Here is a 14718-nt window from a genome sequence, read left to right as displayed (position 1 = left end):
CCCCTGCTAGACGGCGTGGACGATTTGTTACAACCCAGTCGGGAAAGTCTCATATTCGACACCCGGCATTTCGTTCACTTGACAGGCGTGCCGGGCGGTGAACTCCGGCTATCCATCGAGTGGGCGGGTTGTGTCCCCCTTGTTGGAACAAGATCGTTCTCGCTTCGCATTTCCGTTCCCGGCCGCTAATGGCCGCGGCGACGCCGTGACTCCTCAACGTGGTGCTGTGGCAACCAGCATATCTTCTTCCATATTGTCGTGCGTTCCAGACGGTAAGAATGGTCGGGTAGGCGCAAGAAGTTGGTCCCAACGGCGGGACAGCCACTCCGTGGCCCGGGCTCGCGCACCGATCGCCGGTGGCGGTCGTGCGGACAGTCCGTGCGGGTGCGGTGTCCGCCGGTGACGGGCCGACGTCGCGGCACTCGCGAACGCGGCGGTCGAGGGCGTCGACGACGAGCGGCCCGCGGGCCGCTCGCGGCACGTGCTCGTGGTCCTCACCTCGGAACCGACGACCGCGTCTTTCCGCCCCGGCGATCCAGGCTTGCGCCACCGCGGACAGTGCCGACCCCGACACGGGAGCCCCGATTGCGCACGTTGCTTCTGGACAACCACGACTCCTACACCTTCAACCTCTTCCAGCTGATCGCCGAGGTCAACGGGATCGAGCCGACCGTGATCGTCAACGACGACCCGGCGCTGGCGAGCCTGCGGCTGGAGGATTTCGACAACATCGTCATCTCACCCGGACCCGGCCGGCCGCAGAACGCGCGGGACGTCGGGCTCGTCGCGGACGTCCTGCGCCGGAGCACCCTGCCGGTCCTCGGAGTCTGCCTCGGTCATCAGCTGATCGCGCACGTCGCCGGCGCCACGGTCGGCGCGGCGCCCGAGCCGAGGCACGGCCACCTGGAGAAGGTCGTGCACACCGGTGACGACCTGTTCGCCGATGTACCCGCCCAGTTCGTCGCCGTGCGTTACCACTCGTTGTGCGTGCAGGAACCGCTTCCCGCGGAGCTGGTCGTGACCGCCAGAGCCGAAGACGGCGTGGTGATGGCGTTGCGGCACAGGACCCTCCCGCGCTGGGGGGTGCAGTTCCACCCCGAGTCGATCGCTTCGCGCCACGGCCGCGAACTCATCCGCAACTTCGGTGAGCTGAGCCGGCGAAGCCGGACGGCTCCCGTGTCGGCGGGGCCGGTGATCGTGTCCGGGACGCCCGAACGGACCGGCGAGGGGCCCGCTGAGCTTCGCCTGATCAGCACGGTCGTGCCGACCGCCGTCGACACCGAGACGATCTTTTCCACGCTGTACGAAGGTTCGGCGAACTGCTTCTGGCTCGACAGCAGTCGCGTCGAGAGAGGGCTGTCGCGGTTTTCCTTCCTGGGTGACGACTCCGGTCCGCTCAGCGAGGTGCTCACCTACCGGGTCGGCACCGGGGCGGTCAAGATCCGTGACGCCGGCGGGGTCCGGGTGGCGACCGGCAGCGTCTTCGACGTCCTGGAGGAACGCCTCCGGCAACGCCGGCTTCCGGAGACCAACCTGCCGTTCGACTTCACCGGCGGTTACGTCGGGTACTTCGGCTACGAGCTGAAGGCGGAGTGCGGCGCGAACGCCCGGCACACGTCGCCGACGCCGGACGCGGCGTGGATCTTCTCCGACCGCCTCGTCGCCGTGGACCACGAGGAAGGTCTCACCTACGTGCTCGCCGTCCACGACCCCGCCGGCCGGCAGGCCGCGGTGGAGTGGCTCGACCGAACGGCGGCACACCTGGTGGACCTGGCTCCTGCCGCGGAGCGGGAGGGAGAGGTGCCGACGGCCGGCGGCACGGACGCCGCCGAACACCTGGTGCGTGACCAGGCCCGGTACGAAGCGGACATCGACGAGTGCCAGCGTCAGCTGACCCGCGGCGAGAGCTACGAGATCTGCCTGACCAACAAGCTGCACGTCCCGTCCACCGAGGAGGACGCGTCGTTCTACCGGAGGCTGCGGCGCGTCAACCCCGCGCCGTACTCGGCCTTCCTGCGCGTGGACGACGTCGCCGTCTTCTGCTCGTCGCCCGAGAGGTTCCTGAAGATCGAACGAGACCGGCAGGTGCAGAGCAAACCGATCAAGGGCACCGCGCCGCGTCACCCGGACCCGGTCCGCGACGCGCAGATCGCCGCGGAGCTCGCCGCGAGCGCCAAGACCCAGGCCGAGAACCTCATGATCGTCGACCTGCTGCGCAACGATCTCGGCCAGGTGTGCGAAATCGGCACCGTGCACGTCGACCCGTTCATGGCGGTCGAGAGCTACGAGACGGTCCACCAGCTCGTCTCGACCGTGCGCGGCCGGCTCAAACCGGACGTCACGTCGATGGCGACGGTGCGGCACTGCTTCCCGGGTGGCTCGATGACCGGCGCCCCGAAGCAGCGGACGATGGAGATCATCGACCGGCTGGAGACGGAGGCCCGCGGCGTCTACTCGGGCACGCTCGGCTACTTCGGGCTGACCGGTGGGGCGGACCTCAACATCGTGATCCGCACGGCCGTCCGCAACGGCGACGAGCTGAGCATCGGTGCCGGTGGCGCGATCGTGCTCGACTCCGACACCCGCGAAGAGTACGAGGAGATGCTGCTGAAGGCGGCGGCGCCGCTGCGGGCCTACCGGGCGCGAGCGGTCACCTCGGACTCCCGGGGAACGTCGTCGTGACCAGCACCTGGCGCTGGGACGACGAGCACGCGCGGCTGACGCCGACGGCGCAGGCCGCCGAGGTCCGCGTCATCGACTCCTTCCTCGTCGAGGACGGCCGGGCGCGCGGACTGGCGGAACACCGCGAGCGCTTCCGGTTCGCCTGCCGCGATCACGGCGGCCGGGCGGCCGGCGACCTCGGCCGGTTCTTCGACGCCGTGGTCCGGACGGTTCCGGTGCCGGGGCGGTGGTTCCCCCGCGTCGAGCTCGTCATGGGCGGAGCACGGCCGGAGTTCCGCCTGCTGGTCCGGCAGGCGCCCGAGCGGACGGCGGCGGTTCGCCTGTGGGTCTGCCCGGAGCCCGACCGGCGCCGGGAGCCGACCGTCAAGGGCGCCGACCTGGCGTGGCTCGGCGAGATCCGCGCCGCCGCCGTGACCGCCGGTGCCGACGAGGCGGCTGTCGTCTCGGCGTCCGGTCAGCTGGTCGAGGGCTCCACCACCAGCGTCGTCTGGTGGCGCTCGGGCACTCTCTGCCTCCCGGCCTCGCGCGCCGTCCTGCCCAGTGTGACGCGGCGGCTGCTGGTCGCCGCGGCCGTCGCGACCGGGACGCCGGTGTCCGAAGAAGCGGCCGTGCCGGAGGACCTGGTCGACGTGCCGGTCTGGACCCTCAACGCGCTGCACGGCGTCCGGCCGGTCACCGGCTGGGCGGGCCTGACCGACGACCCACCGGTGAAACAGCCGGGGCGGTGGCAGTCGTACCTGGACGACCTGGCTGTTCCCCTGATCGAAAGGAGCGGAACCGATGCGCACCGAGTCCACCACTGATCGACCGGGCTTCGAACGTGACCTGCTCGGCCAGCTCGCCCGGCGGTGGGGTCGCCGGGTCGCGGTCAAGAAGGACGAGCTCGACCTCGACGGTCACTTCGAGCCGGGCATGCCGGACTTCCCGGAGCACCTCGTGCCCGTGCTGCACCTCCCGGGGGCGGAGCGGCTCGACCGCGACGCCCGGGAACGGATCCTGTCCGCTTCCTGGATCTCCTACAACGCCAAGACCGCGGCCATCGAGGACGAGATCATCCTGCCGGCCTGCCGGCTCATGCTGACCGGGCGGCTGCCGGTGCGCGGCGACGACGTCGCGGTCTCGGCCCTGCACCAGACGATCATCGACGAGCACTACCACATCCTGATGTGCCGCAACGCGGTCGGCGTGACCCGCCGCCGCCGGGACCTCGACAAGCTCGATTTCGACCCGTCGGTGTGGTCGGTGGTCCGGGGCCTGGAGGACACCCGGGCGGGCACGTCCGGCTTCGAGCGGGACCTGGTCGAGATCGCGTTCTCGCTGGCGGCCGAGACGACCATCAGCGGGTTCCTCTCGACGCTCGCGACGGCCGAGGACATCCAGCCGATGAACCGGATCACCACCGATCTGCACCGGCGCGACGAAAGCGGGCACGCGGTGGTCTTCCGCGAGCTGTGCGGCTCGCTCTACCGCGGCCTCGAACCGGGCCGCCAGGAGCTGTTCCGGGACGCGCTCGTGGAGGGCCTGACGGCGTTCCGGTCGGCGGACTTCGACCCCTGGGTGGCGGTGGCGGCCGAGGGCGGCTTCGAGATCGGGCCGGACGACCTGGCCGAATGGGCCCGCAACCGGCCGGCCCCGGCCCGCGACACCGGGCCGCTGCAGCTGCTCCTGGACGACCTGGGGATCAGCCACGAGCTCGTCGAGATGACCCAGCTCAGGAAGCGGCGCGATGTCCCGGCCCACTGACGAGCAGCTGGCGATCGCCAGGACCGCGCAGCAGTTCGCGGCCGAGTACCTCGCGCCCCATGCCGTGGAGTGGGACGAGCAGCAGTTCTTCCCGGTGGACGTGCTGCGCAAGGCCGCGCAGCTGGGCATGGGCGGGCTCTACGTCCGTGAGGACGCCGGCGGCAGCGGCTTGTCCAGAATGGACGGACTGCTGGTCTTCGAGGGCCTCTCCGAAGGCTGTCCTTCGGTCGCGGCGTACCTCTCCATCCACAACATGGTCGCCTGGGTCGTCGACACCTACGGCGACCACGCGCAGCGCGACCGCTACCTGCCGAACCTGTGCTCGCTGCAGTACCTGTCCAGCTACTGCCTCACCGAGCCGGGCGCCGGCTCGGACGCGGCGGCGATCCGCACGTCCGCCCGCCGTGACGGCGACAGCTACGTCGTGAGCGGGACCAAGCAGTTCATCTCCGGGGCCGGTACGTCCGATGTCTACCTGGTGATGGCGCGCACCGGCGCCCCCGGTCCCGGCGGGATCTCCGCTCTGCTCGTCGAACGCGACAGCCCGGGCCTGTCCTTCGGGCCCGAGGAACGGAAGATGGGCTGGCGAGCGCAGCCGACCCGGCAGGTGGTCCTCGACGAGGTCCGGGTGCCGGTGAGCTGCCGGCTCGGCCCGGAAGGCGCGGGGTTCCGGATCGCGCTGAGCGGGCTCAACGGCGGCCGGCTCAACATCGGGGCGTGCTCGCTGGGCGGCGCGTCCGAAGCACTCCGCCGCACCGTCACGTACCTGGGGGACCGGACCGCGTTCGGGCACCCGCTGATCGAGTCGCAGGCGCTGCAGTTCCAGCTGGCGGACATGGCGACCGAGCTCGAGGCCGCCCGGTCCCTGCTGTGGCGGGCTGCGCAGGCGCTCGACGACGACGAGGCGGACGCCCTGCGGCTGTGCGCCATGGCCAAGCGCGTCGCCACCGACGCGGGGTTCGAGGTGGCCAACCGCGCCCTCCAGCTCCACGGCGGTTACGGCTACCTGGCCGAGTACGGCATCGAGAAGATCGTCCGGGACCTGCGTGTGCACCAGATCCTCGAGGGCACCAACGAGATCATGCGGCTGATCGTGGCCCGGACACTCCGAGGAGGAACACGATGAGGACCCAGCTGTTCGACGGCGGCTCCGAGCACGAACAGGTCGTCTTCTGCCAGGACGCCCGCAGTGGCCTCAAGGCCATCATCGCCGTCTATTCGACGGCGCTCGGGCCGGCACTCGGGGGAACCCGCTTCTACCCCTACGAATCCGAAGAGGCCGCCCTCGCCGACGTGCTGGCCCTCTCCCGGGGGATGGCCTACAAGAGCGCACTCGCCGGGCTCGACCTCGGCGGCGGCAAGGCCGTCATCATCGGCGATCCGGCCGAGGACAAGTCGGAGGCGCTCCTGCGCGCTTACGGCGCCTTCGTCGCCAGCCTCGGCGGGCGCTACATCACGGCCTGCGACGTCGGCACCTTCCCGGCGGACATGGACGTCGTGGCGCGGGAGTGCGACCACGTCACCGGCCGATCGGTCGAGTTCGGCGGCGCCGGGGACTCGTCGATCCTCACGGCTTTCGGTGTGCTGCAGGGACTGTTCGCCGCGGCCGAGCACCGCTGGGGCAATGCGGGCCTCTACGGCCGCCGGGTCGGCGTCGAAGGCGTCGGCAAGGTCGGGTCGCGGCTGGTCGACCTGCTCGCCGAGAACGGGGCCACGGTCGTGGTGTCCGATGTGGACACCGAAGCGCTGGGCCGGGTCCAGGCGAAGCACCCGGACATCGAAGTCGTGTCGGGCCGGGCCGAACTGACCGCGGCCGACCTCGACGTCTACACGCCGTGCGGGCTCGGCGGGGTGCTGACCCCGGAGCTCGTCGAATCGCTTTCGGTCGCCGTCGTCTGCGGCGCGGCCAACAACCAGCTCGCCGACGACGGAGTGGCGAAGCAGCTGCACGACCGCGGGATCCTCTACGCGCCCGACTACCTGGTCAACTCCGGCGGATTGGTCCAGGTCGCCGACGAGATCGGCGGGTTCGACTTCGCCCGGGCCGAAGCGCGGGTGCGCGGCGTGCGCGATACGGCGCGGCGGATCTTCGAGGTGGCCGATGAGCGGGCGGTGCCCCCGGTGACCGCCGCTGACCTCCTCGCCGAGCAGCGGATCCGGGAGGTCGGCGCGGTTCGTTCACTGCGGGCCCGCCTGGCCACGCCGGTGGGGAGCGCACGGTGACCAAGTTCCTCGAGCTCACCGAACCCGAACGCGCGCCCCGGGAGGCGCTGCAGCAACCCGACTGGCCCGACACCGCCTCGCTCGCGGACGTCCTCGACGACCTCGGCCGGGCACCGGCCCTGGTGACCGGGCAGGAGTGCGACCAGCTCACCGACCGGCTCGCCGCGGTCGCGAGGGGCGAGGCGTTCCTGCTCCAGGGCGGGGACTGTGCCGAGCGCTTCGGCGGCACGTCCGCCCGGGACGTCCACCTGAAGCTGCAGCTGCTGCTGCAGATGGCCGTCGTGCTGACCTACGCGGCCGCGTCGCCGGTGGTCAAGGTGGGCCGGATCGCCGGGCAGTACGCCAAGCCCCGGTCCAAGTCCACCGAGACCCGGCACGGGGTGACCCTGCCGGCGTACCGCGGCGACGCGGTCAACGGCTTCGCGTTCACCGAAGCCGAGCGGACACCGGACCCACGGCGCCTGCGGCGGATGTACGACTGCTCGGGGGAGACGCTCGGCGCGTTGCGCTCCTTCGCCTTCGACGGCAGCGCGGACCTGGCGCGGGTGCACGAGTGGAACCGCGACTTCGTGTCCCGGTCCCCGGCCGGGCAGAGTTACGACCAGCTCGCCCGGCGGATCGACCAGGCCATGTCGTTCATGCACGCCTGGGGCGTCGACCCGGCCGAGCTGCACACCACGCGGTTGTTCGCCAGCCACGAGGGCCTGCTGCTCGACTACGAGAAGGCGCTGACCCGGCGCGACGAGCGCACCGGCCGGACCTACGCCGGCAGCGGGCACATGCTCTGGATCGGCGAGCGGACCCGGGACGTCGAAGGCGCGCACGTCGCCTACTTCTCGACGATCGACAACCCGATCGGCGTCAAGCTCGGCCCGGCCACGACGCCCGACACGGCCCTCGAGCTGATCGACCGGCTCGACCCGCAGCGGCGGCCGGGGCGCCTGACGTTCATCGTCCGCATGGGCGCCGGGCGGATCCGCGACCGGCTGCCGGACCTCGTGGAGAAGGTGACCGCCTCGGGTGCCGAGGTGGTGTGGACGTGCGATCCCATGCACGGCAACACCTTCGAGGCGCCGAGCGGGCACAAGACCCGGCGGTTCAGCGACATCCTCGACGAGGTCTCGGGCTTCTTCGAGGTCCACAAGGCGCTCGGCACGCATCCCGGCGGCATCCACGTCGAGCTCACCGGCGACGAGGTGACCGAATGCCTCGGCGGTGGCGCGGAGCTCGGGTTCGACGACCTGCCGAAGAGCTACGAATCCGCCTGCGATCCACGGCTCAACCGCAGCCAGGCCCTCGACCTCGCGTTCCTGGTGGCCGAGATGATCAACCCGGACGCGGCCCCCGGACGCCGGCGGACACCGTGGTGAGCCCCGCCGTCCCGCTGCCCTTCGACCCCATCGCCCGGGCCGCGGACCACTGGGGCGCCCGGATCGGCGACCCGACGGCCATGGCCGCGGTCACCAGCGTCATGCGCGTCCAGCAGATCTTCCAGCGGGAGACGGACGCGGCACTGGCCGGCCACGGCCTCACCTTCGCCCGGTACGAGGCGCTGGTGCTGCTGTCGTTCGCCCGCACCGGGCAGCTGGCGATGTCGGTCATGGGACGGCGGCTGCAGCTGCACCCGACGAGCGTGACCAACATCGTCGACCGGCTGGAGACCGACGACCTGGTGCGGCGCGTCCGGCACCCGGACGACCGGCGCACGACGCTGGTCGAGCTGACCACGGCCGGGCACCGGGTGCTCACCGCCGCCACGACCGCCGTCGTCCGCGTCCGCTTCGGCCTCACCGGGCTCACCCCGGCCCAGACCCGGACGCTGACCGACCTGCTCACCAAGGTCCGCCGGGCCGCCGGCGACTTCGGCCCGCGGGCCGTCGACGAAGCCCCACAAGAAGAAGTCCCACAAGAAGAAGTCCCACAAGAAGAAGCCCCGCAAGAAGAAGAAACCCTAGGAAGGCGCAATGTCGCTCGCTGTTGATGTGACCGAGATCCTGGACCACCCCGCCGATCAGGCGCCGGCCGCCGACGAGTTCGTCCGGGCCGCGATGCAGTGGCACTTCGGCCCGGAGACGGGGTCGCCGTACTGGCTGGAGAAGGCCAAGACCCTCGAATTCGACCCGCGCAAGGACGTACACGGCGTCGCGGACCTGACGCTGTTCCCCAACACCGTCAACGAGCTGCGTGACGTGCCGGTGCGGGACCTGGTCCCGCGGGGCTACGGCGCGGACGCCCGGCCGTTCGGCGTCTACGAGAGCGGCGGGACGACCGGCGCGCCCAAGCGCGTGGTCTGCATGGCCGACTGGATGGACCGCTGGGTCGCGTTCTGGACCGAGCAGATGGCCGCGCGCGGCTGCCCGGCGGACACGAACATCCTCGCCGTGATGCCGACCGGTCCGCACATCTACGGCACCGTGATGCAGCACTGGGCCCAGCGCAACCGGGGCACGCTGTTCACCGTGGACATGGATCCGCGCTGGGTGAAGAAGTGCATCGCGCAGGGCCGCGCCGACGAAGCCGGCCGGTACGCCGAGCACCTCATCGGCCAGGCGGAGTTCATCCTGCGCACGCAGGAGGTCGGCGTGCTCGTGGCCACCCCGCCGCTGCTGGAGCGGATCAGCCGCAACGACGAGCTCGTCGACATCATCAACGAGAAGGTGCAGTTCATCCAGTGGGGCGGCGCGCACATGGACGCCGACACCCGGCACCTGTTCCGCACCGAGATCTTCCCCGGGGCCAAGCTCCAGGGCTCCTACGGCAGCACGATGATCCTGTGCGGCACGGTCGAGCGCCAGGGTCTCGGCGAGGACGACTGTGTGTTCGACACGTTCGCGCCGTTCGTGTCGTTCTCGGTGATCGACCCGGCCACCGGGAAGCCGGTCGAGTACGGCGAGCGCGGCCAGGTCGTGATGAACCACGTCAGCAAGGGCATGCTGCTGCCCAACAACCTCGAGCGCGACATGGCGACGCGGCTGGAGGCGCCCGAAGGCCACCCGGGTGACTCGGTCGCCGCGATCGGCCCGGTCGAGACCTTCGAGGACGAGACCGTCATCGAGGGCGTGTACTGATGCGGTTGCTCGAAGCGCTCGGCCCGAAGGGGCCCTTCGCCGCCCGCAACCGGCAGGACGTGCCCGACGTGACCGGCACGGTGGTGGCCGAGCTCAGCCTGGTGCCGCGGCTGTTCGTCCAGCGCGCGATGACGGCCCTGCGCAAGGCCGAGCCGCTGCCGGTCGACGAGCGCGCGGCGGCGTTGGCCAAGGCGGCGTCGATCTTCACCGACAGCACCATCGGCGGGCTCACCCACGAGGAGTACCTGGGCACGGTCAGCCGGGTGTCGGGGATGCCGGTCACCTACGTCCGGGCGGCCGCCTCGGTTGTCGCGTCGGCCGCGGCGGACGCGACGAAGACGGTCGAGCACGCGCGGCCGCTCGGTGCCGTCACGTCGTGGCGGGACCCGGTCGTCCGGCAGGGGCACGCGCTGTGGGCCCGCCGCGGTGACGTCTTCGCGGTGCACGCGGCCGGCAACCACCCGGGCATCCACGCGGTGTGGCTGGAGGCCCTCGCGCTGGGATACCGGGTCGCCGTCCGCCCCTCGCGCCGGGAGCCGTTCACCGCCCACCGGTTGATCTCGGCGTTGCGCGCCGCCGGCTTCGGCGACGACCAGGTCGTCTACCTGCCGACGGACCACGCCGTGGCCGACGAGGTGATCGCCGGCGCCGACCTGGCGATGGTCTACGGCGGGGACGACGTCGTCACCAAGTACGCCGGCAGCACCAAGGTGCTGCCCCAGGGGCCGGGCCGGTCGAAGATCCTGCTGGCCGACGGCGATACGCACCTGGACACGGTGGTCAGTTCGATCAGCTCGGAGGCCGGGATGGCCTGCGTGAACACCACGGCGGTCTTCGTCGCGGGGGATCCGGCCCCGGTCGCCGAGGCCATCGCCGAGCGGCTGGCCGCGCTGCCGAGCGTCGCACCGGACGACGAGGCGGCCCGGCTCCCGGTGCTGCGGCTGGCCGCGGCGCAGGGGATCGACCGCGCGGTGAAGGCGGCCGCGCGCGGCGCGACGGCCCTGACCGGCGGGGTCGAGGACCTGGGTGACGGCAGCGCCGTCCTGCGTCCGGCCGTGTTCGTCCTGGATCGGGCTGACGCCGAGCAGACCCGGGTCGAGATGGGCTTTCCGTGCGTGTGGGTGGCCCCGTGGTCGCCGGGCGACGGGGTCGCGCCGCTGCGCGACACGCTGGTCATCACGGCCTTCACCGAGGACGAGGCGCTGGTGGACCGGCTGGTCGTCGAGCCGTCGATCAGCAACGTGTACGTGGGGGAGCACCCGACCCACTGGATGCGCCCGCACGTCCCGCACGACGGGTTCCTCGCCGAGTTCCTGATGCGGACCAAGGGCGTGGTGCGGGACTGACGCACCCGCGGAGCCGGCCGGCGCAGGGAGTGAGCCCCGAGCCGGCCGGCTCCCGGCTGTATCATTACCGAACTTCTGTTCACCAGAGCGCCGGGAGGTTCCTTCTTGCCGAAGCTCAATCCCGAGGACGCGGCACGCCGGGAAGAGCGCGTTCTCGCCTCCGGAGCCAATCCCGCCGACTTCTCCGAAGCGCTGGCGCGGGGCTTCTCCGTCCTGCTGGCCTTCTCCGCGGAACGTCGGCAGATGACCCTGGCCGAAGTGGGGCGTGCGGTGGGGTTGTCCCGCGCCACCGTCCGGCGGTCGCTCACGACGCTGGTGCACCTCGGCTACCTGGAGCTGCGGGGCCGCCAGTACATGCTGACCGTCCGCGTCCTCGAGCTGGCTTCGGCCTACCTCACGGCCAGCCCGACGGGCTCGGTGGTCCAGCCGCTGTGCGAACGGCTCTGCCGCGAAACCGACCTCGCGTGCAGCACCGCGGTGCTCGACGACGAGTACGCGGTGATGGTCGCCCGCGCGGCCCCGCACCAGGTCTTCTACCACGGGGCCGGTGTCGGGTTCCGGCTCCCGGCGTGGCACACGGCCCTCGGCCGGGTCCTGCTGTCGGCACTGCCCGACGACGAGCTCCGTGCGCGCCTGCGGAAGGTGAAGGTCGTCGCCCCGACCGAGCACTCCACAGTGGACAAGAAGGAACTGCTGAGGCTGGTCGTGGCCGTCCGCGAAGACGGCTACTCCTACGTCGAACAGGAGGCGGACTCCGCCATCCACTCGATCGCGGTGCCTCTGCGCCGGTGGGACGGTCAGATCATCGGGGCGGTCAACGCCGGTGCCCGGATCGGCGCGACCGACAACGCCGCGATGACGGGCCCGGTCCTGGAGCAGCTGCGCTCCGCCGTCCGCGAGGCCGCACCGCTGCTCCTGTGAGTCACGCCGGCCGCGAGGCGCCGGACAGCAGGGAGCTGATTTCGCTCTCGGACTTGTCCAGGACGCGGCGCAGCACGTCGGCCGTGTCGGCGCCGAGGCACGGAGCCGTCCGGCGGACCCGTCCGGGGGTGGCCGCCAATCGGTAGGGCAGCCCCTGGTAGCGGTGCTCGCCGGCCTCCGGGTGATCGAAGGTCTGGTAGAAGCCGATCGCCTCGAGGTGCGGGTCGTCGGCGAGGTCGGCGCCGGAACAGACCGGAGCGGCGGCGACGCCGTGCGCCTGCAGGAGGTCCGCCGCCTCGTGCTTGTCCCGGTGCCGGCTCCACGCCGTGACGGCCGTCTCGAGCCGCTCGTGGTGCCGAAGCCGGCCCGCCACCGTCGCCAGTTCCGGGTCCGCGGCGAGGTCGGGGCGATCGAGGACGGCGCAGAGACACGTCCACTGGTCGTCGTCGTAGGCCGCGACGGCGACCCATTCGTCCGGCCCGGCGGCCGCGAAGATCCCGTGCGGGCAGCCCGGCGGTGCCGGGACGGCGGGGTGCTCGTGCAGGTACTCGCCGAGCAGTTGCAGGCCGGTCCCGCGCAGGTTCAGCTCGAGGTGGTGACCGTGCCCGGTGGCCAGGGCGCTGAGGACCAGTCCCGTGGCCAGCAGACCCGAGACAGGGTCGAGGTAGGCGCTGCCGCTGTTGTACGGGACCCCGTCCCCGTACCCGATCAGGGACATCGCGCCGGTCGTCGCTTCGACCGTGGGGCCGACCCCGACGTGCGAGGCCAGCGGGCTGTTCGAACCGAACCCGGTGATCTCCAGGAGCACGATCCCGGCGTTCAGGTCTTTCAGGGTCCGGTAGCCCAGGCCCAGCCGGTCCAGCGCGCCGGGCGCGAGGTTGCAGACCACGACGTCGCTGACCGAGACCAGTTCTCGCATCGCGGCCATCGCGCCGGGGTCCTTGAGGTCCAGCTCGACGGACAGCTTGTCGCTGTTCTCGGTGTTGAACCACGAGCTGCGGTTGTACGGCCGCTCGCCGTGCGTCAGGTCCGGGTAGCGCCGGACATCACCACCGCGCAGAGCGCCGCGCCAGGAGTCGATGGTGCGGCGGGACTCGACCTTGATCACCTCGGCGCCGAAGAACCCGAGTGAGCGCCCGGTGAGCGGACCGGCCCACGCGGTGGTCAGCTCCAGGACCCGCGTGCCCTCGAGCGGCCGTCGCCGCGGGCCGGGAGACGGCGCGGGGAGCGCGGGCCGCGGCGACGACCGCTCGAGGTGCCGCAGTGGCCCGGAGACCAGCAGGCCTTCGATCTCCTCGGCCCAGAAGCCGGTGACCCGCTTTTCCTTGTCGGCCAGGAGTGCGGACACATCCGACACCGCTTCGACCGCCAGCCGATGGGTTTCGCCGAGCCGGACGACGGACGCGACGTCGTGCTCGCGAAGCTTCGCCGCGAGCAGCGCGGAGGCATCCTTCCAGTTGCGGTTGAGCGCCTCCGGCGTCGCGAACCGCTCGTCGTCCACCAGTGATTCGAGCCCGAGGGCCGTGCACGTGGGCGCCCACCGTCCACTCAGGACGAACATGACGACCCAGCCGTCCCGGCACCGGTAGGTGTCGACCAAGCCGGGGTAGGTGCCCCGCCGGGGATAGGTTCCGTTGTAGCTGTACTGCGCGATCAGGCTCGGGCTGGTCGTGGCCGCGACTTCGGCGACCGACACCTCGACCAGCTGGCCCAGGCCCGAGCGCCGTCGTTCGACCACCGCGGCCATGGTGGCGGCGAAGGCGGCCGCCCCGGCCGCGTAGTACGCGCGGTGGCCGAATCCGTACAACGGCGGCCGGTCGGCCGCGCCGGTCGCGTGCGCCAGACCGGAGAGCGCCTGGTGGACGAGTTCGCCGCCCCGCCAGCCGGCGCGCGGCCCGTTCCGGCCGAACTCCGTGATCCGGCAGCGGATCGTCCGCGTGGTCACCGGCGGGTCCGGCACGTCGGCATCGGGCAGGACGACGACGTCGGCGCGGTGGAGGAGCTCGGCGACCGGCTCGTTCCCGAGCGGGCGCTTGCCCGCGTCCAGGTGCGCGGCCATGGCGGCGGTCCGGTCGCCGGGGTGGCCGCCGGCCGGTGCCGCGAGGACGACTTCCGCGCCGTGGTCGGCGAACCGCCGCGCGCAGAACCGGCCGGCCGGGGTGCCGGACAGGTCCGCGACCGTGAGGAAACCGAGGCTCAGCACGGGATCACTCACACCGTGACGTTGCCGGGGAACATGCCCTCGCGCCAATAGCGGAACAGGACCTCCGCCACGCAGGCGGGTTTCCCGCTGCCCTCGAGCTCGAAGGTGGCGAGGTAGGTGACCAGCTCACCGTCGTCGGTCTGCTTCACCGAACCCACTTCGAGGCCCAACCGGATCCGGCCCCCTTCGGCGGGCACCGGTGCGGTGATGCGGACTCGATTCATCCCGTAGAACAGCAGCAGCGATTTCTGCTCGACGACCACCAGCTGGTTCCAGAAATGCATGAACAGTGAAAGGACGAAGAAACCGTGCGCCACGGTTCCGCCGATCGGGCTTTCCCGGGAACGGTCGACGTCCACGTGCGGCCAGCCGTGGTCGTAGGTGAGGTCGGCGAACTGGTCGGTCTTGTGCTGGGTGAAGTCGAACCAGTCGCTGAAGCCGAGGTGCTCGCCGACACGATCGGTGAAGGTTCCCACGTTGATGGTGATAGCCATGGTCCCGACCATAGGGGACCACTCGCCGTGGAAGGTGG

11 protein-coding genes and 1 pseudogene are annotated in these 14718 nt (G+C 71.4%); 10 read left to right on the top strand and 2 right to left on the bottom strand.

Going from position 1 to position 14718, the window contains the following annotated elements; all coding sequences use genetic code 11:
• The first annotated feature begins 585 nt into the window (after nucleotides 1-585).
• The 10 genes and pseudogenes from pabB to OHS18_RS11920 all read left to right on the top strand — a co-directional run bounded on the left by pabB (nucleotide 586) and on the right by OHS18_RS11920 (nucleotide 11983).
• Nucleotides 586-2682, top strand: coding sequence for an aminodeoxychorismate synthase component I (pabB, locus tag OHS18_RS11965; RefSeq protein WP_328617036.1), 2097 nt, complete (start codon nucleotides 586-588; stop codon nucleotides 2680-2682).
• Nucleotides 2679-3485, top strand: coding sequence for an aminotransferase class IV (locus tag OHS18_RS11960; protein ID WP_328617035.1), 807 nt, complete (start codon nucleotides 2679-2681; stop codon nucleotides 3483-3485). Before pabB ends, OHS18_RS11960 begins: the two co-directional genes overlap by 4 nt.
• The gene (locus OHS18_RS11955) at nucleotides 3463-4425 is read left to right on the top strand and encodes a diiron oxygenase (RefSeq protein ID WP_328617034.1); all 963 of its coding nucleotides are present in this window, start codon (nucleotides 3463-3465) and stop codon (nucleotides 4423-4425) included. The genes OHS18_RS11960 and OHS18_RS11955 overlap by 23 nt, the downstream gene beginning before the upstream one ends.
• Nucleotides 4409-5551 (top strand): acyl-CoA dehydrogenase family protein, encoded by a 1143-nt coding sequence (locus OHS18_RS11950; RefSeq protein WP_328617033.1) that lies wholly within the window; start codon nucleotides 4409-4411, stop codon nucleotides 5549-5551. The genes OHS18_RS11955 and OHS18_RS11950 overlap by 17 nt, the downstream gene beginning before the upstream one ends.
• On the top strand, nucleotides 5548-6648 hold the full coding sequence (locus OHS18_RS11945; RefSeq protein ID WP_328617032.1) for a Glu/Leu/Phe/Val family dehydrogenase: 1101 nt from the start codon (nucleotides 5548-5550) through the stop codon (nucleotides 6646-6648). Before OHS18_RS11950 ends, OHS18_RS11945 begins: the two co-directional genes overlap by 4 nt.
• The gene (locus tag OHS18_RS11940; RefSeq protein WP_328617031.1) at nucleotides 6645-8018 is read left to right on the top strand and encodes a class II 3-deoxy-7-phosphoheptulonate synthase; all 1374 of its coding nucleotides are present in this window, start codon (nucleotides 6645-6647) and stop codon (nucleotides 8016-8018) included. The genes OHS18_RS11945 and OHS18_RS11940 overlap by 4 nt, the downstream gene beginning before the upstream one ends.
• Nucleotides 8015-8512 (top strand): annotated as a pseudogene (locus OHS18_RS11935) (MarR family winged helix-turn-helix transcriptional regulator); the annotation flags it as partial. The gene OHS18_RS11940 and the pseudogene OHS18_RS11935, both read left to right, overlap by 4 nt.
• A 100-nt stretch (nucleotides 8513-8612) precedes the next feature.
• Nucleotides 8613-9716: a phenazine antibiotic biosynthesis protein gene (locus tag OHS18_RS11930; RefSeq protein WP_328617030.1), complete on the top strand. Its 1104-nt coding sequence runs from the start codon at nucleotides 8613-8615 to the stop codon at nucleotides 9714-9716.
• The gene (locus OHS18_RS11925; RefSeq protein ID WP_328617029.1) at nucleotides 9716-11062 is read left to right on the top strand and encodes an aldehyde dehydrogenase family protein; all 1347 of its coding nucleotides are present in this window, start codon (nucleotides 9716-9718) and stop codon (nucleotides 11060-11062) included. The genes OHS18_RS11930 and OHS18_RS11925 overlap by 1 nt, the downstream gene beginning before the upstream one ends.
• Before the next feature lie 105 nt (nucleotides 11063-11167).
• Entirely contained in the window at nucleotides 11168-11983 is an 816-nt protein-coding gene (locus OHS18_RS11920; protein ID WP_328617028.1) for an IclR family transcriptional regulator domain-containing protein, read from the top strand.
• Between the two features lies 1 nt (nucleotide 11984).
• On the opposite strand, the gene OHS18_RS11915 is transcribed toward OHS18_RS11920, so the two are convergent.
• Together OHS18_RS11915 and OHS18_RS11910 are read right to left on the bottom strand one after the other, a co-directional pair.
• A complete protein-coding gene (locus OHS18_RS11915) occupies nucleotides 11985-14198 on the bottom strand; it encodes a CaiB/BaiF CoA-transferase family protein (protein WP_328617027.1) in 2214 nt (737 codons plus the stop codon).
• Nucleotides 14195-14680 carry a MaoC family dehydratase gene (locus tag OHS18_RS11910; protein WP_328617026.1) on the bottom strand — a complete coding sequence of 162 codons (486 nt, stop codon included), beginning with the start codon at nucleotides 14678-14680 and terminating at the stop codon, nucleotides 14195-14197. Before OHS18_RS11910 ends, OHS18_RS11915 begins: the two co-directional genes overlap by 4 nt.
• Nucleotides 14681-14718: the final 38 nt, after the last annotated feature.

Origin of the sequence: Amycolatopsis sp. NBC_00355 (assembly GCF_036104975.1) — a bacterium.
GTDB lineage: Bacteria > Actinomycetota > Actinomycetes > Mycobacteriales > Pseudonocardiaceae > Amycolatopsis.
The sequence above is the reverse complement of the archived record's forward strand: the minus strand, read 5'-3'. Positions and strand labels throughout refer to the sequence as shown.

Coding starts and splice junctions, on each gene's coding strand:
- OHS18_RS11955 (WP_328617034.1), top strand. CDS start 3,463: ATGCGCACCGAGTCCACCACTGATCGACCGGGCTTCGAACGTGACCTG.
- OHS18_RS11950 (WP_328617033.1), top strand. CDS start 4,409: ATGTCCCGGCCCACTGACGAGCAGCTGGCGATCGCCAGGACCGCGCAG.
- OHS18_RS11945 (WP_328617032.1), top strand. CDS start 5,548: ATGAGGACCCAGCTGTTCGACGGCGGCTCCGAGCACGAACAGGTCGTC.
- OHS18_RS11930 (WP_328617030.1), top strand. CDS start 8,613: ATGTCGCTCGCTGTTGATGTGACCGAGATCCTGGACCACCCCGCCGAT.
- OHS18_RS11925 (WP_328617029.1), top strand. CDS start 9,716: ATGCGGTTGCTCGAAGCGCTCGGCCCGAAGGGGCCCTTCGCCGCCCGC.
- OHS18_RS11910 (WP_328617026.1), bottom strand. CDS start 14,680: ATGGCTATCACCATCAACGTGGGAACCTTCACCGATCGTGTCGGCGAG.